Annotated in this window: 18 protein-coding genes and 5 pseudogenes; 14 read left to right on the top strand and 9 right to left on the bottom strand. The window is 69.8% G+C overall.

Annotation, left to right across the window (positions count from 1 at the left end):
* The first annotated feature begins 14 nt into the window (after positions 1–14).
* The 3 genes and pseudogenes from ACFJI0_RS09290 to ACFJI0_RS09300 form a co-directional block, all read left to right on the top strand.
* The gene (locus ACFJI0_RS09290) at positions 15–539 is read left to right on the top strand and encodes a phosphoribosyltransferase (RefSeq protein WP_291113316.1); all 525 of its coding nucleotides are present in this window, start codon (positions 15–17) and stop codon (positions 537–539) included.
* 5 nt (positions 540–544) lie between these two features.
* The gene (locus ACFJI0_RS09295; RefSeq protein ID WP_382324443.1) at positions 545–1,741 is read left to right on the top strand and encodes a PLP-dependent transferase; all 1,197 of its coding nucleotides are present in this window, start codon (positions 545–547) and stop codon (positions 1,739–1,741) included.
* Between the two features lie 37 nt (positions 1,742–1,778).
* Positions 1,779–1,967 (top strand): annotated as a pseudogene (locus ACFJI0_RS09300) (hypothetical protein); the annotation flags it as partial.
* 36 nt (positions 1,968–2,003) lie between these two features.
* Here ACFJI0_RS09300 and mnmH read toward each other — a convergent pair.
* Both mnmH and ACFJI0_RS09310 read right to left on the bottom strand, forming a co-directional pair.
* Positions 2,004–3,083, bottom strand: coding sequence for a tRNA 2-selenouridine(34) synthase MnmH (gene mnmH, locus ACFJI0_RS09305; RefSeq protein ID WP_382324444.1), 1,080 nt, complete (start codon positions 3,081–3,083; stop codon positions 2,004–2,006).
* 6 nt (positions 3,084–3,089) lie between these two features.
* Positions 3,090–3,770: an arylesterase gene (locus tag ACFJI0_RS09310; RefSeq protein ID WP_382324445.1), complete on the bottom strand. Its 681-nt coding sequence runs from the start codon at positions 3,768–3,770 to the stop codon at positions 3,090–3,092.
* Between ACFJI0_RS09310 and ACFJI0_RS09315 the strand changes: the two genes are divergently transcribed.
* Positions 3,769–4,455 carry an ABC transporter ATP-binding protein gene (locus tag ACFJI0_RS09315; protein WP_291113326.1) on the top strand — a complete coding sequence of 229 codons (687 nt, stop codon included), beginning with the start codon at positions 3,769–3,771 and terminating at the stop codon, positions 4,453–4,455. The two genes, ACFJI0_RS09310 and ACFJI0_RS09315, sit on opposite strands and share 2 nt — an antisense overlap.
* A 7-nt stretch (positions 4,456–4,462) precedes the next feature.
* On the opposite strand, the gene ACFJI0_RS09320 is transcribed toward ACFJI0_RS09315, so the two are convergent.
* From ACFJI0_RS09320 to ACFJI0_RS09335, 4 genes are read right to left on the bottom strand one after another with little or no spacing between them, the layout of a single operon-like run.
* Complete coding sequence (locus ACFJI0_RS09320) at positions 4,463–4,810, bottom strand: thioredoxin family protein (protein ID WP_382324447.1); 348 nt, start codon at positions 4,808–4,810, stop codon at positions 4,463–4,465.
* Positions 4,800–6,098 (bottom strand): c-type cytochrome, encoded by a 1,299-nt coding sequence (locus tag ACFJI0_RS09325; protein WP_382324449.1) that lies wholly within the window; start codon positions 6,096–6,098, stop codon positions 4,800–4,802. The genes ACFJI0_RS09320 and ACFJI0_RS09325 overlap by 11 nt, the downstream gene beginning before the upstream one ends.
* A complete protein-coding gene (locus tag ACFJI0_RS09330; RefSeq protein WP_382324451.1) occupies positions 6,095–6,838 on the bottom strand; it encodes a c-type cytochrome in 744 nt (247 codons plus the stop codon). The genes ACFJI0_RS09325 and ACFJI0_RS09330 overlap by 4 nt, the downstream gene beginning before the upstream one ends.
* Entirely contained in the window at positions 6,835–7,527 is a 693-nt protein-coding gene (locus ACFJI0_RS09335) for an acyl-CoA dehydrogenase family protein (RefSeq protein ID WP_382324453.1), read from the bottom strand. Before ACFJI0_RS09335 ends, ACFJI0_RS09330 begins: the two co-directional genes overlap by 4 nt.
* A 210-nt stretch (positions 7,528–7,737) precedes the next feature.
* On the opposite strand from ACFJI0_RS09335, the gene ACFJI0_RS09340 reads away from it, so the two are divergent.
* From ACFJI0_RS09340 to ACFJI0_RS09370, 7 genes and pseudogenes are all read left to right on the top strand, one after another.
* On the top strand, positions 7,738–8,079 hold the full coding sequence (locus tag ACFJI0_RS09340) for a CidA/LrgA family protein (protein ID WP_382324455.1): 342 nt from the start codon (positions 7,738–7,740) through the stop codon (positions 8,077–8,079).
* A gap of 23 nt (positions 8,080–8,102) precedes the next feature.
* Positions 8,103–8,474: pseudogene (locus tag ACFJI0_RS09345) on the top strand (LrgB family protein); the annotation flags it as partial.
* A 94-nt stretch (positions 8,475–8,568) separates the two neighbouring features.
* A complete protein-coding gene (locus ACFJI0_RS09350) occupies positions 8,569–8,757 on the top strand; it encodes an LrgB family protein (RefSeq protein ID WP_382325590.1) in 189 nt (62 codons plus the stop codon).
* 56 nt (positions 8,758–8,813) lie between these two features.
* Positions 8,814–10,239: pseudogene (locus ACFJI0_RS09355) on the top strand (PLP-dependent aminotransferase family protein).
* Positions 10,240–10,265: 26 nt separating this feature from the next.
* Positions 10,266–11,010, top strand: a pseudogene (gene rlmB / locus ACFJI0_RS09360) (23S rRNA (guanosine(2251)-2'-O)-methyltransferase RlmB).
* A 23-nt stretch (positions 11,011–11,033) separates the two neighbouring features.
* Positions 11,034–11,738 (top strand): annotated as a pseudogene (locus ACFJI0_RS09365) (NAD-dependent deacetylase); the annotation flags it as partial.
* A gap of 54 nt (positions 11,739–11,792) precedes the next feature.
* On the top strand, positions 11,793–12,182 hold the full coding sequence (locus ACFJI0_RS09370; protein WP_382324457.1) for a nuclear transport factor 2 family protein: 390 nt from the start codon (positions 11,793–11,795) through the stop codon (positions 12,180–12,182).
* Positions 12,183–12,190: 8 nt separating this feature from the next.
* Here the strand turns inward: ACFJI0_RS09370 and ACFJI0_RS09375 are convergent, their stop codons facing one another.
* Together ACFJI0_RS09375 and ACFJI0_RS09380 are read right to left on the bottom strand one after the other, a co-directional pair.
* The gene (locus ACFJI0_RS09375; RefSeq protein ID WP_382324459.1) at positions 12,191–13,345 is read right to left on the bottom strand and encodes a CaiB/BaiF CoA transferase family protein; all 1,155 of its coding nucleotides are present in this window, start codon (positions 13,343–13,345) and stop codon (positions 12,191–12,193) included.
* The gene (locus tag ACFJI0_RS09380; RefSeq protein ID WP_382324461.1) at positions 13,342–14,502 is read right to left on the bottom strand and encodes an acyl-CoA dehydrogenase family protein; all 1,161 of its coding nucleotides are present in this window, start codon (positions 14,500–14,502) and stop codon (positions 13,342–13,344) included. The genes ACFJI0_RS09375 and ACFJI0_RS09380 overlap by 4 nt, the downstream gene beginning before the upstream one ends.
* Positions 14,503–14,602: 100 nt before the next feature.
* Here ACFJI0_RS09380 and ACFJI0_RS09385 point away from each other — a divergent pair, with 100 nt between their 5' ends.
* Positions 14,603–15,496, top strand: coding sequence for a LysR family transcriptional regulator (locus tag ACFJI0_RS09385; RefSeq protein ID WP_382324463.1), 894 nt, complete (start codon positions 14,603–14,605; stop codon positions 15,494–15,496).
* Between the two features lie 8 nt (positions 15,497–15,504).
* Here the strand turns inward: ACFJI0_RS09385 and ACFJI0_RS09390 are convergent, their stop codons facing one another.
* Entirely contained in the window at positions 15,505–16,482 is a 978-nt protein-coding gene (locus tag ACFJI0_RS09390; protein WP_382324465.1) for a Bug family tripartite tricarboxylate transporter substrate binding protein, read from the bottom strand.
* A gap of 204 nt (positions 16,483–16,686) precedes the next feature.
* On the opposite strand from ACFJI0_RS09390, the gene ACFJI0_RS09395 reads away from it, so the two are divergent.
* Positions 16,687–18,243: a long-chain fatty acid--CoA ligase gene (locus tag ACFJI0_RS09395; RefSeq protein ID WP_382324467.1), complete on the top strand. Its 1,557-nt coding sequence runs from the start codon at positions 16,687–16,689 to the stop codon at positions 18,241–18,243.
* A gap of 140 nt (positions 18,244–18,383) precedes the next feature.
* Positions 18,384–19,043: an alpha/beta fold hydrolase gene (locus ACFJI0_RS09400; RefSeq protein ID WP_382325592.1), complete on the top strand. Its 660-nt coding sequence runs from the start codon at positions 18,384–18,386 to the stop codon at positions 19,041–19,043.
* The last annotated feature ends 32 nt before the right edge of the window (positions 19,044–19,075 follow it).

The following is a 19,075-nucleotide window of genomic DNA, read 5'->3' on the forward strand; positions in this document are numbered from 1 at the left end:
CATCCGGAGCCCGCATGCTGACCGAAGACGGCAAACACCTCTACGTCTCCTACGACGAGTACCACAACCTGATCGAGAAGCTCGCGCTCAAGGTCTACCAGTCGGGCTGGGAGTTCGACACCATCCTGTGCCTGGCACGGGGCGGCATGCGACCGGGCGACATCCTCTCGCGCATCTTCGACAAGCCGCTGGCAATCATGTCCACCAGCTCCTACCGCGCCGCCGCCGGCACCGAGCAGGGTAACCTGGACATCGCGCGCTACATCACCACGCCCAAGGGCGAGATCGCGGGCAAGGTGCTGCTGGTGGACGACCTCGCCGACTCGGGCCACACGCTCAAGGCGGTCATCGACCTGCTCAAGAACAACTACAAGCCGATCACCGAGATGCGCAGCGCCGTGATCTGGACCAAGCAGCTCTCGACCTTCACGGCCGACTACTCGGTGGAGTTCCTGCCCACGAACCCGTGGATCCACCAGCCTTTCGAAGGCTACGACAGCCTGCGTCCCGCGCAACTCCTCGAAAAGTGGAAGCTCTGACCTGAATGCGTGACGACCTGTCCACCCGCCTGATCCACCACCCCTACAAACCCCCCGAGGGCTTCGAGGGGGTGGCCCCGGGGGTGTACAAGGCGTCCACCGTGTTCTTTCCCAACGTCGAGGCCCTGCGCACGACCGACTGGAAAGACAAGAGCGGCTACACCTACGGCCTGCACGGCACGCCGACCACCTTCACGCTGGAAGAGCGCATCGCCACCATCGAAGGTGGTCTGCATTGCGTGCTCGCGCCCAGCGGCCTGGCGGCGGTGTCGCTGGTGGACATGGCCCTGCTGCGCCAGGGCGATGAGGTGCTGATTCCCGACAACGCCTACGGACCGGGCAAGTCCTTTGCTTCGGTCGAGCTCGCGGCCTGGGGCATCACGCACCGCTATTTCGATGCCATGGACCCGGCCGATCTCGCGCGCAAGATCGGCCCGGCCACGCGCCTGGTCTGGCTGGAGGCGCCCGGTTCGGTCACGCTGGAATTTCCCGATCTGCCGGCCCTGGTGGCCCGGGTGCGCGAGGTCAACGCCCAGCGCGGCGCCGACCAGCGCCCCGTCGTCACCGCGCTCGACAACACCTGGGGCGCCGGCATCGCCTTCGCGCCGTTTGATCTGGGCGTGGACATCTCGGTGCAGGCCCTCACCAAGTACCCCAGCGGCGGTGCCGACGTGCTCATGGGCTCGGTCGTCACGCGCGATCTGGCGCTGCACCGCCAGGTCTTGCTCACGCACATGCGCCTGGGGTTGAACATTGGCGTGAACGACGCCGAATTGGTCTTGCGCGGCCTGTCCAGCATGGCGCTGCGTTACCACGCCCAGGACGCCTGCACCCGCGAACTCGCCACCTGGATGCAGGGTCAGGCAGGCGTGGTGCAGGTGCTGCACCCGGCGCTGCCGGGCTCGCCCGGCCACGCCACCTGGCAACGCGATGCGACCGCCGCGGCCTGTCTGTTCAGCGCGGTGTTCGACGCCTCCATTTCCCAGGCGCGCATCGACGCGTTCTGCGACAGCCTGCGCCTGTTCAAGCTGGGCTGGAGCTGGGCCGGCCCGATCAGCCTGTGCGCGCCTTATGACATCGGCTCCAGCCGCAGCCAGGGCTGGCCCCACGCGGGCGGTCTGGTACGCTTTGCCGTGGGCCTGGAATCCGTGCACGACCTCCGCGCCGACCTGGCGCAGGCCTTGACCGCATTGAACCCCTGACCCTCCCCCTTTTCCACCGACCTGAAAGACTGACTTCGCCACTCCCAATTACGGATACGAAAAGCGCCAGCGCGAGCTCGCCAAGAAGAAAAAGAAAGAGGAAAAGCTCAAAGCCAAGGCCGCTGGTCGCCAGCACCAGGACACCGATGCGCCCGAAGAGCCGGGTGCCGGATCGCCTGACGCGCCCGGTGACGCACCGGCGGGCGGCGACAGCGCGGCCGACTGAGCCCGCTGGTTCCCACGTCGGCCGGCGCTTGGGCGCTCAGGCCGGGTGGGTGGCTGTGGCCTCGTCGGCCATCAGCGTCCGCGCCGCCTGCGCCAGGGCGTCGGGCGACCGGTCCCGCAGCACCAGCGGCCGGGCCTGCGCAAACCGCGTGAAATTGCGGGCGATCGACTGGGCGTACATCGGGTCGTAGTGGCCGGTGAGCAGTTCCAGCACCACCTCCGGTGTGTGGCCCGCACGCACCTTCCCCGTCCAGCCCGACACCACTTGCTTGCCCCGCAGTTCCGTGAGCGCCTCCAGGCGTTCGCAGAACGCCGCCGGGTCCTTCACGAAGAAGTCGTAGTCCTCCAGCAGCAGGGCCACCCGCTCCTCGTCGCCCAGGCGCAGGTCGATGCAGGGGCTGGCGCGCATGGCGTCGATCAGCGCTTCGTTCACGCGCACATTGCCCACCTTTTTGCTCTCGCTCTCGACGTACACCACCCGGCCCGGGTCGAAGCCCCGCAGGGCCGCCCAGACCAGGGAGTCGAAGCGCTTCTGGCTGGGTTGCGGCTGGCCGGGGATGTGGCCCAGCACCGAGCTGCGGTGGCTGGCCAGGGCCTCGAGGTCGAGCACCTGAGCGCCCTGGGCGGCCAGGGCATGCAGCAGGCGCGTCTTGCCGCTGCCGGTGGGGCCGCAGACCACGCGGTACGACAGGCCCTGGGCCAGGACAGGCAGCGCTTCCACCAGCGCGGCGCGCCAGGCCTTGTAGCCGCCTTCGATCAACGTCACGCGAAAGCCGATCGCGCCCAGGATGGTTGCGAGCGCGCCGCTGCGGTTGCCGCCGCGCCAGCAGTAGGCCAGCGGCTTCCAGCCCTTGGGCTTGTCGATCACCTCGCGTTCGATGTGGGCCGCGATGTTGCGCGCCGACAGCGCCGCGCCGCGCTTCTTGGCCTCGAAGGGGTTGACCTGCTTGTACATCGTGCCGATGTCGATGCGCTGCTGGTTGTTCAGCGTGGGCCAGTTCACCGCGCCGGGCACGTGGTCGAGCGCGTACTCGTCTTCGGTGCGCGCGTCGATGAGGGTGTCGAAATCGGCGAGGCGGGCCATCGCCTCGGCGGCGCTCAGGATGTGGACGGGCATGCCCGATTATCGGGCGGCGAGCAGCTTGCGCAGTTCGGGCCAGACGTTGTCGCGCATCGTGGCCTGGGCAGATTCGTTGGGGTGGATGCGGTCGGCCTGGAACAGCGCGGTGGGGTCTTTGGTGTCGGCCACGCCCTTGAGGAAGAAGGGCACGAGCGCGGTCTTTTCGGCCTTGGCGACGGTGGTGAACACCTCGCGGAATTCCTGCCCGTACTTCGCGCCGTAATTGGGCGGCATCTCCATGCCCAGCAGCAGCACCTTGGCACCGGCCTCGCGCGAGAGGCGGGCCATGGTCGCGATGTTGTCGCGCGTCATGTTCAGCGGCAGGCCGCGCAAGGCGTCGTTGCCGCCCAGTTCGATCACCACCAGGGCGGGCTGGTGCTGCTTGAGCAGGGGGGCGATGCGCGAGCGCCCGCCCGAGGTGGTGTCGCCGCTGATGCTGGCGTTGACCACACGGGCGCGAACTTTTTCCTGTTTCAGACGCTCATCCAGCAGGGCCACCCAGCCGGTACCGCGCTTGAGGCCGTATTCGGCGCTGAGCGAATCTCCCACCACGAGGATGAGCGGATCGGCGGAAGCGGTGGCCTGAGCATGGGTGAAGCCAGAAGACCCCGCGGCGGCCAGGGCGCACAGCGCGCTGGCCAGCACGTTAAAGTGACGGCGTTTCAACTTGAGAAGTCCTTCCATGTCCGATGTGATGATTGCGGTCCAGCATGTGTTCAAGTCCGTGACCGACTCCACCGGCTCCCTGACGATTCTGCGCGATATCGATTTCACCCTGAACAAAGGGGAAACCGCCGCCATCGTGGGCGCGTCCGGGTCGGGCAAGAGCACGCTGCTGTCGATCGTTGCGGGTTTGGACACGCCCAGCAGCGGCACAGTTCACATCGACGGCGTCGATTTGTTCGCCCTGGACGAAGACCAGCGTGCCGCGCTGCGCGCGCAGAAGGTCGGTTTCGTGTTCCAGAGCTTCCAGCTGCTGGGCAACCTCACCGCGCTGGAGAACGTGATGCTGCCGCTGGAACTGGCCGGCCAGCGCGATGCGCGTGCCACCGCCACCCAGATGCTGCAGCGGGTGGGCCTGGGCGAGCGCCTGTCGAGCTACCCCAAGGTGCTCTCGGGCGGTGAACAGCAGCGCGTGGCCCTGGCGCGCGCCTTCGTGGTGCAGCCCTCGGTGCTGCTGGCCGACGAGCCCACCGGCAGCCTGGATTTCGCCACCGGCGCCCGGATCATGGAACTCATGTTCGAGCTCAACCGCGAGCAGGGCACCACGCTGGTGCTCGTGACGCACGACCGCGCCATCGCCCAGCGCTGCGAGCGTCGCATCACCATCGAAGCCGGCCAGGTGGCCGCCGAGGCCGAAGCGGCCTGAGGCGCCTTCAGGGGGAGGCCGGGCGCAGCCGCTGCCAGAGTTCGGCGACTTCGTCGTCGACCTGTGCGGCCGGGTGTTCCGGCTCACTCAGGGTTTCCAGCAGGCGCGTCAGCAGCTCCACCCGGGGCAGCACCGGCCCGAAGAACAGCACCCGATCGCCCCGGCCCACCAGGACCGTGGGCAGGGTTTCCACGTCGAGGTCGCCCAGCAGCGCGGCCTCGTCCTCGATGTCCAGCCAGCGCCAGCGCAGGTGCGGGAGGCTGCTGGCCGTCTCGTCGATCACCGGTTTCCAGTCGCGGCAGGTGCCGCACCACTGGGCGCACAGGCTGACGACATGGAGGGGTTCAGCGACCAAGCGGTCCCCTGAGCTGCTGCACGTCCAGCGCGCTGACCGGCGGTGCCTGGTTGCCCCATTGGGTGCGCACATAGGTCAGCACGTCGGCCAGTTCCTGGTCGTTGAGCTGCAGCACGAACGGGGGCATGCCGAAGGGGCGCGGATGACCCTCGGTGGCCGGGCCGAAGCCGCCGTTGAGGACGATCTGCACCAGGTTGGCGGGGGAGGCCATGGTCACCGCGCGGTTGCCGGCCAGGGCCGGGTAGGCCGTGGTGCCCTGGCTGGTGATGCCTTCGCCCTGGTTGCCGTGGCATTGGGCGCAATGCTGCTCGTAGCGCTTGCCACCCACGCTGAGCGCGCGGCTGTCGGCGGCGGGCGGCTTCTCGCTGCGCGACGCGGGCGGCTTGGGCAACTGCTGGAGGTAGCTGGCGATGGCCCGCAGGTCGGCCGGTGCCCAGTGCTGCGTGCTGTGCTGCACCACCTCGGCCATGGGGCCGGAGACCAGCGCGTCGCGGGCGCGGCCGTCCTTGAACAGGGCGACGATCTCGTCGACGGACCAGTCCTGCAACCCGGCCTCCGCCGGATCGAGCAGCGAGGGGGCGTACCAGCGTTGCATGGGGATCAGCCCGCCGGAGAGGCCGAGCATGTCGCCCTGGCCGCCCAGCGCATCGCGCGGCACATGGCAGGCGCTGCAATGGCCCAGGCCGTTGACGAGGTAGGCGCCGCGCAGCATCTCGGGTGCGCGCGCGGCCGAGGTCGGCGGCTCCTCGGGGCCGGCCTCGAAGTACAGCGTGCGCCAGGCCTTGAGCGCGAGCTGCGTGTTGTAGGGCCAGCGGATGTCGTGCGGCGGCACCGGCGCGTCCACCGGGGGCAGGCTGCGGAAGTAGGCGTAGAGCGCGTCGCTGTCTTCGCGCGTGACCTGGGTGGTGTTGTTGTAAGGGAAGGCCGGGTTGAGCCAGCGGCCGTCCGGACCCTGGCGATGGTGCATGGCGCGCCAGAAATCGTCGGCGCTCCAGGGGCCCAGGCCACTCTCGCTGGGGGTGAGGTTGCTGCCGTACACGGTGCCGAACGGCGTGGGCAGGGCATAACCGCCGGCGAACGGCTCGCCGCCGCGGGGGGTGTGGCAGGCCTGGCAGTTGCCCAGCACCGAGAGGTAGCGACCCCGCTCGATGGTGTTCGGATCGCGCAGGTCGGGGGCCGCCGCCGCGGGCGACACGGCGATGGGGCGTGCGGGCCAGGCCAGCCAGGCCAGCACGGCCCCGCCGATCAGCAGCAGCACGGCGAACGCGCGCAAGGCGATGCGGCTCATGGGCGGCCTCCCTTGGGCGGCATGGCACTGCCGCATTGCAGGGGCAGGGGCGCAGCACCGGGCGCCACGGCGTGGGTGTTCGCCGGCAGGCGCTGGGTGGAGAGCCAGGCGCTCACGGCCGCGATGTCGCGGATGTCCAGGCGCTGGGCGATGTCGGCCATGCAGTCGGGCGCGTGGGCCTTGCGCTGGCCGGTGCGCCAGGCGCCGAGCTGCGCGTTGAGGTAGTCGCGCGGCAGCCCCAGCAGGCCGGGCGTGGCGGGCTGCACGCCGGTGAGGGCCGCGCCGTGGCAGGCGACGCAGGCGGGCAGGCGGCGCGCGGCATCGCCATGCAGGGCCAGCTGTTCACCGCGCTGCAGTTCCTGCGGCGTGGCTTCCGCCTTGGCCGGCGCGGGGTAGGGCACGTCCATGGCGGCGAAGTGCTCGGCGATCTCCAGCAGGTAGGCGTCGCTCAGCGGGTCCACCATCTGTGTCATGAGGCGGTAGGTGCGCCGGCCATCGCGGAAATGCAGCAACTGGTTGTAGAGGTAGCCCGCCGGCTTGCCCGCCAGGCGCGGGTAGTAGCCATCGGGCGCGGCGCGGCCCTGGTTGCCGTGGCAGGCGGTGCAGGCCACCATGCGCTGGGCCATGGTGTCTTCGAAGGTGGGTGGCTGCGCGGCGGCCGGGAGCCCCACGCAGGCCAGGGCGAGCAGCAGGGAGGGGCGCCAGTGCGGTGGCAAGGTCAAGCGGGAGAACAGGGTCATGTCGTGGGGAACGTTGAGGGTGAGAGCGTGGACAGGGCGGTTCGGTTCCAGTCGGTCGGGCAGGGCAGGCCCGGGGCCAGCGCCGCCGCCACGGGGGCCAGGCGCTGGGGCAGGTCGGGGCCGAACAGCCATTCGTCTTCGCGGAAGAACACGTGTTCGAGGCGCAGCGTGCCAGCGAGGGCTTTCGCGGGCCAGTTTGCGCCAGTATCGGGCACGACCGACAGGCCGTCTTCCTCGCTGCGCAGCAGCACCCAGTGGTCCACCGGGCCGTTCAGGCGCACCGGCGCGATCAGGGAGAAGCCGGCCCACTGCAGGTTGGGCACCGGTTGGAGTTCACCGCGCAGCAGCCAGCCCCGGCCGGTGTCGTGCGCGTACAGCGCGTCGAACGAAGGGGCCACGGTGGCCGCCCGCTCGCCGCTCAGGAAGTCGGCCAGCCAGTGCTCGCGCAGGGCGACGTTGGGTGACTGGAGCAGCGCCTCGATCGCCAGGCGCTGGGCCCACAGCAGCCAGGCCGCGGCCGGGTCGTGCCGCGCCAGTTCGGCCGCGCCGGCCGCCAGCGCGGCCAGCCCTTCGCCCGCACCGCCCAGGTGGGCGGGCACGCCGCAGCGCAGCAGGCCGCTGTCCACCACCTCGCGCAGCGCGTCGAGGCCGGGTGGGGCCGGTGGTGGTTTCGTGGGTTCCAGGGACATGCCGCCATCGTGGCCCATGCTCATCTGATTCGCAAGATGCAGTTTTATTGAAAAAATACCAGATCAGAAGCGCCTGCTGATCTGTTCTGATCCGCTTGCATTGCGCCGCATCTGAGCCGTGGCAGATGCGGCGCACCGGGCGATACTGGCCCGATGATGTTCCCATTCCCTGATGATCTTGGGCCGCGCGCCAGGCGCGTGGCTGGGTGTGTGGCCGCCGCTGCGCTGCTGGCCGGCCTGCAGTGGCTGGGCGACGCCCTGGTGGCCTTGCTGGGTTGGCCCTTGCCCGGTTCGTTGCTGGGCTTGCTGATGCTGCTGGGCCTGCTGGCGCTGCGCGGTGGCGTGCCGCGCGGCCTGGACGAGGTCACCGCGCCGCTGCTGCGCCACCTGATGCTGTTCCTGATCCCCTCGGTCGCGGCCGTCGGGCTGTACGGCCACCTGCTGTGGCAGCACGCGGCGCTGTTCGCGCTGGCGGCCACGCTGGTGACGGCGTGCACCCTTGCTGTCACCGGCTGGACCCTGCACCGGCTGATGCGCCGGCGGCAACCGTGAGCGCGGCCGTGCTCTGGACGCTGGTGACGCTCGCGGCCTACGCGGCGGCGCTGTGGCTGTACCGGCGCAGCGGCCACCACCTGCTGTGTCTGCCGGTGCTCACTGGCACGGCCCTGGTGCTGGGCGCGCTGGCGCTGGCGGGCACGGGCTATCCCGTTTACGCCGAGGGCACCCGCCTGCTGCGCTGGCTCACCGGGCCGGCCATCATCGCGCTGGCCGTGCCGCTGTACCAGCAGGCTGCGCTGTTGCGGCGCATGGCGCTGCCGCTGCTGGGCGCCTTGCTGGCCGGGTGCCTGGCCTCGGTGCTGGGCACGCTGCTGCTGGCCCAGGGCCTGGGCTCGCCGATGCCTTTTGCGCTGTCGATCGCTCCCAAGGCCGCGACCATGCCGATCGCCATGCAGGCGGCGGAGCGGGCCGGCGGTCTGCCCGCGGTCGCGGCCCTGGCCGTGGTGCGCAGCCGGCGTGTTGGGCACCCTGTTCGCGGGCCCGGTGCTGCGGTTGCTGCGGCTGGACGATGCGACCACGCGCAGCTTCGCGCTGGGCCTGGTGGCGCACGCCATCGGCACCGCGCGCGCCCTGCAGACGCACCCCGGCAGCGTGGCCTTCGCCGCGCTGGCGATGGGCCTGAACGGCGTGTGCACCGCACTGGTGATCGCGCTGCTGGCGCGCTGGTTGTGACAGACCCGACGATGCGGCCGCTAAGATCGGCCGACCCCCTTCACGATGCCGATCCGATGAGTGGCGCCCGCCTCACCCGCTACCAGCAACTGGCCGAAGAAATCGCCGATGGCATCCGCGCCGGCCTGCTGCGCCCCGGCGAGCGCCTGCCCTCGGTGCGCCAGACCTGCGAGCAGCGCGGCGTGAGCCCGTCCACCGTGTTCCAGGCCTATGGGCAGCTGGAGTCGCAGGGGCTGGTGGAGGCGCGGGCCCGGTCGGGCTTCTTCGTGCGCGCGACGCGCCGCCCCGCGCGCTCCGCACCGCAGGCCGCACGGCCCAGTGGCGAGGCCACGCCGGTGGCCATCAGCGAACTGGTGTTCGAGCTGCTGGGCTCCACGCGCGACGCCGACGTGGTGCCGCTGGGCTCGGCCTTTCCGGCGCCGCACCTGTTCCCCTTCGACGCGCTGGCGCGCAGCGGCGCGCGCGCCATGCGCCGGCTGCCGGCGGCCCGCATCACCGGCGCGCTGACCGCGGGCGACGTGGGCCTGCGCCAGGCGGTGCGGCGGCGCTACGCGCTGCACGGCGTGCCGCTGGCCGAGGACGAACTGGTCATCACCAATGGCGCCATGGAAGCGCTCAACCTGTGCCTGCAGGCGGTGACCCAGCCCGGCGACGTGGTGGTGGTGGAGTCACCCACCTTCTACGCCGCGCTGCAGGCGCTCGAGCGCCTGCACCTCAAGGCGGTGGAGGTCGCCACCGATCCGCGCGAAGGCGTGGACCTGGACGCCCTGGCCGCGCTGCTGGAGCGCCAGTCGGTGGCGGCATGCTGGTTCATGCCCAGCTTCCAGAATCCGCTGGGCGCGCTGATGCCCCCCGAGCGCAAGCAGGCGCTGGTGGCCCTGCTGGCGCGCCACCGCGTGCCGCTGATCGAGGACGACGTGTACGGCGAGCTGCACGCCGGGGCGCGCCGCCCGCCGCCGGCCAAGGCCTTCGACCGCGAAGGCGGTGTGCTGCACTGCTCGTCGTTTTCCAAGTGCCTCGCGCCGGGCTACCGCGTGGGCTGGGCCGCGGCCGGGCGCTACGCCGGGGCGGTGGAGCGACTGAAGATGTCGAGCTCGCTGCGCCACCGCCATCCCGCCCCAGCTCGCGCTGGTGGACTACCTCGCGCAGGGCGGCTACGACCGCCACCTGCGCCGCTTGCGCGAGGCGCTCGCGGGCCAGCAGCAGCACGCGCTGCGCCTGGTGGAGCGCCACTTTCCGGCCGGCACGCGCGTCACGCGCCCGCTGGGCGGCTACTTTCTCTGGCTGGAGCTGCCGCCCACGGTGGACGCGCTCGCGCTGCACCACCGCGCGCGAGAACGCAACATCAGCACCGCGCCGGGTGTGCTGTTTTCGGCCGACCGGCGCTTCACGCACCACCTGCGGCTCAACGTCGGCCACCCCGGCGATCCCCGTTTCGATGCGGCGCTGCGCCTGCTGGGCGAGCTGGCGCAAACCGCCTGAGGACGGCCAGCGTCGATAATCCCCGGATGTCTTCCCCCAAAGTGCTGTTCGGCTTTCACGCCGTGGGTGTGCGCCTGAAAACCGCGCCGCAATCCATCATCGAGATCTACTACGAGCCGACCCGGCGCGACGCGCGCATGCGCCAGTTCCTGGACAAGGCGCGCGAAGCCAACGCCCGGCTGATCGAGGCCGACGGCCTGCGCATCGCCAAGCTGGCCGGCAGCCATGGGCACCAGGGCGTGGCCGCGCGCGTGGAAGCCGTGGCCCAGGTGCGTTCGCTCGACGACCTGCTCGAACAGCTCGAGCCCACCGGCATCCCGCCGCTGCTGCTGGTGCTCGACGGCATCACCGACCCGCACAACCTGGGTGCCTGCCTTCGCGTGGCCGACGGGGCCGGCGCGCACGCCGTGATCGCGCCCAAGGACCACGCGGCCGGCATCAACGCCACCGTGGCCAAGGTGCGCAGCGGCGCGGCCGAGACCATGCCGTACTTCATGGTCACCAACCTCGCGCGCACGCTGGGTGAGCTCAAGGAACGCAACATCTGGGTCATCGGCACCAGCGACGACGCACCCAAGACGCTCTACCAAGTCGACCTCAAGGGCCCGGTGGCGCTCGTGCTCGGCGCCGAAGGCGCGGGCATGCGCCAGCTCACGCGCAAGACCTGCGACGAGCTGGTGAGCATCCCCATGGCCGGCGCCGTCGAGAGCCTGAACGTCTCGGTGCGCCAGCGGCGTGTGCCTCTACGAAGCCCTGCGCCAGCGCAGCTGAACACCATGCGGGACACGGTGCGCGGCTGGGTTCGGGACGCGCGCCACATCGCCGTGCTCACCGGCGCGGGCATGAGCGCCGAATCCGGTGTGCCCACCTTTCGCGACGCGCAGACCGGCCTGTGGGCGCATTTCGATCCGCAGGAACTCGCCACCGAGTCGGCCTTCCGGACCCACCCGCAGCGCGTGTGGGACTGGTACGCGCACCGCCGCGAGATGATCCGCGCCGTGTCGCCCAACGCAGGCCATGCGGCGCTGGCGGCTTTCGCGCGGCAGCACCCGGGGCGCCTGACCCTGATCACCCAGAACGTGGACGGACTGCACCAGCGCGCCGGGAACACCGACGCCCTGGCCCTGCACGGCAGCATCGCCGAAGACCGCTGGCTCGATGCGCCGCGCGCCTGCTGCCAGCCCGACGCCATCCAGGCCGGCCATCCGCCGCGCTGCCCGGTGTGCGGCAACCTGCGGCGCCCGGCCGTGGTCTGGTTCGGTGAAAACCTGCCGGCCGATGCGCTCGAAGCCGCCGAACACGCCGCGCGCCACTGCGACCTGATGCTGGTCGTGGGCACCTCCGGCGAGGTCTACCCGGCGGCGGGCCTGGCCTTCACGGCCCACCAGAGCGGCGCGCGGGTGGTCATCGTCAACCCCGAGCCGACCCCGCTGGACGTGGTGGCCGAGACCTGTCTGCGGGAGACGGCGGCGGCGTGCCTGCCGGCCTTGCTGGCCTGAACCGGGTTACGCTGTCGTTCACCCCTCCCACCTCACCCGCACAGGAGACGACCCATGACCCACCCCGTCCTCGACACATGGCACAACCTGGTGCAGACCCGCAACGCCAGAGGCCTGCGCGAGCTGCTGGCCGATGAGGTGGTGTTCCATTCGCCGGTCGTGCACACGCCGCAGGCCGGCAAGGCGGTGACGACGCAGTACCTCGCGGCGGCGTTCCAGGTTTTCTTCAATGCCTCGTTCCGCTACGTGCGCGAGGTCGTCGGGCCGCGCGACGCGGTGCTGGAGTTCCAGGTGGAGATCGACGGCATCACCGTCAACGGCGTGGACATGATCCGCTGGAACGACGAGGGCCGCATCACCGATTTCAAGGTCATGATCCGCCCGCTCAAGGCCATCAACCTGATCCACCAGAAGATGGCGGCGATGCTGCAGGCGAACCAGTAGGCCGGGCCTCAAGGGGCGAGCTCGGCGAGGTCTCCCGTTGCCAGCCAGCGCAGCACCTGATCTCTGTGGCCGTCGAGCACCGGTGCCGGGCCGCTGTGCGGCGCAATGCCGCCGGAGAATTTCACAGGGAAGTCCACGACGCGGCTGCCACCATCGTCGCAGGGGCGCGACACGCCGCGCGCCACGACGTGCGGATCGTCCAGCAGCTCGTCGTATGCCAGCACCGGTGACCAGGGGATGTCGCGGGTGCCGAACTGTTCCGCCCACTGCCCCAGGGTCTTCGTGGCGAAGAGCGCTTTCAACAGGCCGTTGAGTCGGCGTTTGTGGCGAAGCCTGTCGGGCCTCGAGGCAAAGTCCGCGGCGCCCAGGGCAGGGCAGTCCGGCGCCAGGGCGTCGCGCAGGTTGTCCCAGAACTTCTCCTCCAGGATGCCGAGCGCGATGAAGCGGCCGTCCGCGGTGGCGAAGAGGTCGTTGTCGGGCATCACATGGCCCATCTTCTCGATGTCCTTGCCGGTTTTGCGCACCATGCTGTCGATGCCTGGGATGGTCCAGGCGGTCATGGCGTCGTGCAGCGACACGTCCAGGTGCTGGCCCTGGCCGCTCAGGCGCGCCGTCATCATGGCCACCACCAGCGACAAGGCCGCGTACATCGAACCGCAGTAGTCCGACAGGCGCACGTTGGGCCGCCCGGTGTGGTTGTCCACCTGCGAGGGCACGGCCCAGTAGCCGGCCAGCGCCAGGTAGTTCAGGTCGTGCCCCGCGCGCTGCGCATAGGGGCCGGTCTGGCCGAAGCCCGAGATCGAGCACAGCACCAGGGCCGGGTTCATTTCGCGCAAGGCCTCATAGCCCACGCCCAGGCGGTCCATCACGCCGGGGCGAAACCCTTCGATCAAGGCTTGGCTGCGCCGCGCCAGGCCCTTGAGCACGGCCTGGTCATCCGCATTTTTCAGGTCCAGCGCGATGGAGAGCTTGCCCCGGTTGTACTTGGCGAAGGTGTCGGCACCCAGCGCGCGGCCCGAATCGCCGCCCTGCGGGCGCTCGACCTTGATGACGGTGGCGCCCAGTTGCTGCAGCAACATGGCGGTGTGAGGGCCCGGGTGGAGCTGGCCGAGGTCGAGCACGACCTGGCCCGTCAGGCAGGTGGGAGGGACAGCGGTGTTCATGCCAGGATCGCTTTCGCGATGGTGTTGCGCTGGATCTCGCTGGTGCCGGTGAGGATGCGGTACAGCCGCAGCCGGCGAAAGGCGAACTCCACCGGGTGGTTCTTGGTGACGCCCACGTTGCCGTGGATCTGCACCGCCTTGTCGGCGATCTCGAAACACTTCTCCGACACGAAGAGCTTGCACATCGCGCCCTCCATGCGCACGTCGCCGCCTTCGTCGGCCTTCTGTGCCGCGGCCAGCACCATGCCTTCGCAGGCGTACAGCCCGGTCGCCATGTCGGCGAGCATGTGCTGGATGGCCTGGAAGCGGCTGATGGGGCCGCCGAACTGGCGGCGTTGCTGGGCGTATTCGAGCGAGAGGCGCAGGCACAGGCGCGCCAGGCCGATCATGTTGGGGCAGTGCAGCAGGCGGTTGACGTTGACGCGCGCCATCGCGATCTTGAAACCACCGCCTTCTTCACCGATCAGGTTGGCGCGCGGCACCCGCACCTGGTCGAAATGGATGTCGGCATCGACATGCTGGCCCGTCATCGGCAGGTAGTCGTAGGTGAGCGAGACGCCGAGTGCGTCGAGGTCGACCAGGATGGCCGAGATGCCCTGGGCGCCGGCGTCCGGGTCGGTCACGCACATCACCACGGCGAAGTCGGCGAACGCGGACGCGGTGATGTAGTGCTTGTGCCCCGTGATGATGTAGTCGTCGCCGTCGCGCACGGCGCGGGTCTGGATGCTGGCGGCGTCGGAGCCGGACTGGGTTTCCGTCATCGCGAAACAGGCGCCTTTTTCGCCGCGCGCCACCGGCAGCATGTAGTGCTCCAGCTGGTAGGGCGAGGCGTACTTCACGAGGTTGCCGATGCGCGAGGGGCCGCCCCAGTCACCCAGGACGTGAGGGAAGAGCACGGCGCCCGAGGCCGCCACGTCGGCCTTGAGGATGGCCAGATCGCGCACGCTCAGACCCAGGCCGCCCAGCTCCGGCGGCAACTGCAGCCCATAAAATCCGAGTTCGCGCGAGCGCTTCCAGATGGTCTTGGCGAAGTCTCTCGAGAGCTTGTCCTCGTAGGCGATGCCGGCCGATTTTTCGAAGGGGATCAGCTCTTCGTTCAGGTAGGCGTTGAGCCGTTCGCGAAGGCTGGCGAGGTCGGGATAGGTCGCTGTCGTCATGGTGGTGTGCCCGTGAAAAGTGGGTGTCGGGTGGATCATGTCGCGCGGATCGGGCGCGGCGATCCGCAAGTGCCTGGGTTCGATAACCTTCGGGAATAACGTGCGAATCGAAGATCTCAACTACTTCATTGCGGTCGCGGAAACCGGCCATGTGGGGCGCGCTTCGCAGCGGCTGGGCCAGAGCCAGCCGGCGCTGACCAAGGGCATCCAGCGGCTGGAGCGCGAACTCAAGCTGCAGCTGTTCGAGCGCACCGCGCGCGGCATGGAGCTCACCACGGCGGGCACGGCGTTTTTCCAGCGCGCGCGCCATGTGCGGGTGAGCCTGGACGACGCCATCAAGGAGGCCAACGACCTCCACCTGGGCAAGAAGGGCCTGGTGCGCGTGGGCGTGGCACCGACCTACTCGGAGATGTTCTTCGGCCAGGCCTGTGCCGAGCTGCTGCGGCAGCGGCCGGCGGCGCGGGTGCAGGTCATGATCGGCCTGAACGATCAGCTGCTCGCGGCCCTGCAGTTCGGTGACCTGGACATGGCCATCAGCGCGCTGCCCGCGCACGAGACACCGGAGTTCACGCAGCTGCCGCTGTTCCGCGACGACATCCACGTGGTCGCGCGCGCCGATCACCCGATGCTGGAGTCGACCTCCCTCCGGTTGAAGGACCTGGCGGACGCCTCGTGGGTCCTGCCCGGCCGCAACGTCGCGGCCCGGCGGTCCCTGGAAGCGCGCTTCGCCGAGCACGGCCTGCCGGAGCCCAACGTGGTGGTGGAGTCCAACTCGTCGGTCACCGCGCTGGCCAGCGTGGTGCGCACCACCGACCTGTTGAGCGTGATCCCGGCGTCGGTCCTGTCACGGCCCCAGGGGACGGGCCTCAAGCCCCTGGCCTTGGCGCAGGCGGTGTGGCCCCGCACGATCGGCATCTCGATGCGCAAGGCCGCCTACCTTTCTCCGCTGGCCGAGCGCCTGGTCGAGCTGTTGAAGGCGCACGGCCCCGTCTGAGTGGCGCCTCAGTCGGCGGTGATCTTGTTGTCGCGCACGATCTTGCCGTAGGCCTCGACTTCGGACGCGATGAACTTCTGGAACTGTTCGGCGGTGGTGGATTCGATCCGGAACCCCATTTCCTCCATCCGCTGCCGGTTGGCCGGGCTGTCCTGGAAGGCCCGCACCACGCCGTGCCAGCGCGCCACGATCTCGGCCGGCATCTGGCGCTGACCCGCAATCCCCAGCCAGCTGCCGGCGTTGAGTTCCGGGTAGCCCACTTCGGACAGCGCGGGCACGTTGGGCAGGGCGCGTGAACGGCCCTTGCTCGTGACCGCCAGGGCGCGGATGCGGCCCGCGTTCAGGAATTCCTGGGCGGGGGCGATGCCGATGATGCCCAGGTTGACCTGCCCACCGGAGAGGTCGGTCAGCGCGTTGGCGCCGCCCCGGTAGGGGATGTGGGTGATGTCCACGCCGTAGTGCGCCTTGATCATCTCGAAGGTGAGGTGCATCGAGGTGCCCATGCCCGGCGTCGCGTAGTTCAGCTTGCCGGGGTTTTTCTTGGCATAGGCCACCAGCTCGGCCATGCTGTGGATCGGCATGGCGGCGTTCACCAGCACCACGTGGGGCGTGATGCTGACCATGGAGATGGGTGAAAAGTCCTTGGTCACGTCGTAGCCCGGCTTGGCGTAGAGGGACTTCGCGATCGCGTGGTTGCCGCCCAGCACGAGCAAGGTGTAGCCGTCGGGCGCCGCGTTGGCGACCCGCGCCGCGCCGATGTTGCCGCCGCTGCCCGCCACGTTTTCAACCACCACCGGCTGCTGCAGTTCCGTGCTGGCGAACTGCGCCAGCATGCGCGCGACGATGTCGAATTGGCCGCCCGCGCTGAACGGGATGATGAGTTTGATGGGGCGGTCCGGGTAGCGCCCCTGGGCGTGCGCGGGCAGTCCCAGGGCCAGCAGTCCGCCGGCGAGGCCGCCCAGAAGAAGAGTGCGTTTGGTCAGCATGCGTGAGGTCTCCAGAGAATTTTGATCTGGCTCGATTCTCTGGCGCCAGGGCCCATGGCGCGATTCCGCGGCGGGCGATATCGATGCCCCAGCGGCATGAGCGCGGCCATTCCCGGCGGGCATCGGGATCGCTCGGGGCCTTATCGGTCGGGCCTGTGGCCGATCCTACGATCCGTTCACTTTCATTCTTTGCGAGGAATCCCCGTGAACCAAGGCCGATTTTTGACCCGCAGCGCCCGCTACTGGCCGCAGCGCCCCGCCATTCTTTTTCACGACCGGGTGATCACCTACCGCGAACTCGACGAGCGCTCCAGCCGGCTCGCCAACGCGCTGATCGCCCTGGGCGCGCAGAAGGGCGATCGGGTGCTCGTCCAGTCGTTCAACCGCCCGGAGCTGATCGAGTTCGAGTGCGCCATGTACAAGGCCGGTCTGGTGAAGGTTGCCCTCAATGCGCGCCTCTCGCCCGAAGAGATGGTGGAGTCCGCCAACAGCTCGCAGGCGAAGATCATGCTCGTCGGGCCCGAGCACGTGGCTTCGGTGGTGCAGCAGGCCGGCCGGTTGACGGACATCCGCACCCTGGTGGCGCTGGAGAACGGGCCGCAAGGCTTTCTGGACTACGAGGCGCTGCTGGCGGCAGCCTCGCCGGTGTCGCCCGACGTGGAGATGGAGGCCTCCGATCTCGCGGTGCTGCATTTCACCTCGGGCTCGACCGGCAAGGTCAAGGCCTCGATGCAGACGGTGGGCAACCGCCTGGCGTCGCTGCGCAAGGTCGTCATGGGCCGGCTGCGGGCCAAGCCCGGCGACGTGCTGGCGCTGGCCGGGCCCGTCACGCACGCCAGCGGCATGTTCATCCAGCCCTTCCTGTTCCAGGGCGGCACCATCCTGCTGCACGACCGCTTCGATGCCGAGGTGTTCATGGCCTCCGTGCAAAAGCACCGCGTGACCGCCTGCTTCCTGGTGCCGACCATGATCAACATGATCCTCGCGCACCCGCGCCTGAAGGCGTTCGACCTCAGCTCGCTGCGCGATGTCACCTACGGCTCGGCCCCGATCGCGCCCTCGCGCATCAAGGAGGCGTGGAAGGCCTTCGGGCCGGTCCTGTCGCAAGGTTATGGCGCGGGCGAGACCACGGGCGGGCTGGTGATCCTGACGGCGGAGGACCACCGCATCGCGATCGAAGAAGGCCGCGAAGAACTGCTGCTCTCCTGTGGCCGCGCGTTCGGTGAATCCCGTGTGCGCCTGGTGGACGACGCCGGTCAGGAGGTGCCGCTGGGCGAGGTTGGCGAGATCGTGATCCAGGGCCCCGATGTGTTCGCCGGCTACTGGCGCGAGCCCGAGATCACCGCCGACACCTTGAAGAACGGGTGGCTGCACACCGGGGACCTGGCCCGCATGGACGAACTCGGCTACCTCTCGATCGTCGATCGCAAGAAGGAGATGATCATCTCCGGCGGCTTCAACGTGTACCCCAGTGAAGTGGAGCTGGCCTTGTACCGGCACCCCGCGGTCTACGAAGTCTGCGTGGTGGGGGTGCCCGATGCCACCTGGGGCGAAGCGATCAAGGCGGTGGTCGTCAAGCGCGAGGGGCACGAGGTGACCGCCGACGAGCTGGTGGACCACTGCCGCCAGTTCCTGGCGGACTTCAAGAAGCCCCGTTCGGTCGACTTCGTGTCGGAGCTGCCCAAGAACGCGAACGGCAAGCTCTCGCGCAAGGAGCTGAAGGAGCGCTACTGGGATGGGCAGGCCCGGCGCGTCGCGTGATGCCGGCCGCGCAGATCGAGCGCGTGGCCGCGCTGGCCGAGCGCCACACGGTGGACGCCCTGGGCGTGCGCGTGTGCTGGCGCCGCTTCGGTCGCGGCGGCCCGCCGCTGGTCCTGCTGCATGGCGGATATGGGAACTGGATGCACTGGATCCGCAATGTGGAGGCGCTGTCGGCGGCGCACGAGCTGTGGGTGCCCGACATGCCGGGCTTCGGCGAATCCGGCGCCTTGCCGCCCGAGGTGCCGAGGGCCGCACGGCTGGAGGCGCTGGTGGTGCACCTGACGGCCGCCCTGGACGCCTTGCTCGGGCCGGAGGCCCGGTTCGGTCTCGCGGGGTTTTCGTTCGGGTCGCTGGTGGCGCATGGGCGTGGCCGAGCGCACCGGGCGGGTCCGGCGCCTGGCGCTGGTGGGGCCAGCGGGCCATGGGTCCGGGCGCCAGCGCGAGATCAGGCTCGTGGACTGGCGCCAGGCGGACGGCGCGGCGCGCACCCGCGACCTGCTTTGGCGCAATCTGGCCGAACTCATGATCGCCCCGGCCAGCGACATCGACGCGATGGCCCTGGACATCCACGAGCGCGCCTGCAGGGCCGCGCGCTTTCAGAGCCGGCACTTCTCGCAGTCGGCGCACCTGCCCACCGCTCTGGCGGCCTTCGATGCGCCGGTGCTCGGCGTCTGGGGACGGGAGGACGCGACCGGCCTGGCCGAGCGCGTGGCATCGACCCTGGGCCTGGGCACGGCCGAACGGCCCTGGGCCGTGGTGGAAGGGGCGGGCCACTGGGTGCAATACCAGCGGCCCGATGAGGTCAACGACCTGCTGCTGAACTGGTTTGCGC

Origin of the sequence: Hydrogenophaga sp. UC242_53, assembly GCF_042696965.1 — a bacterium.
Taxonomy (GTDB): domain Bacteria; phylum Pseudomonadota; class Gammaproteobacteria; order Burkholderiales; family Burkholderiaceae_C; genus Hydrogenophaga.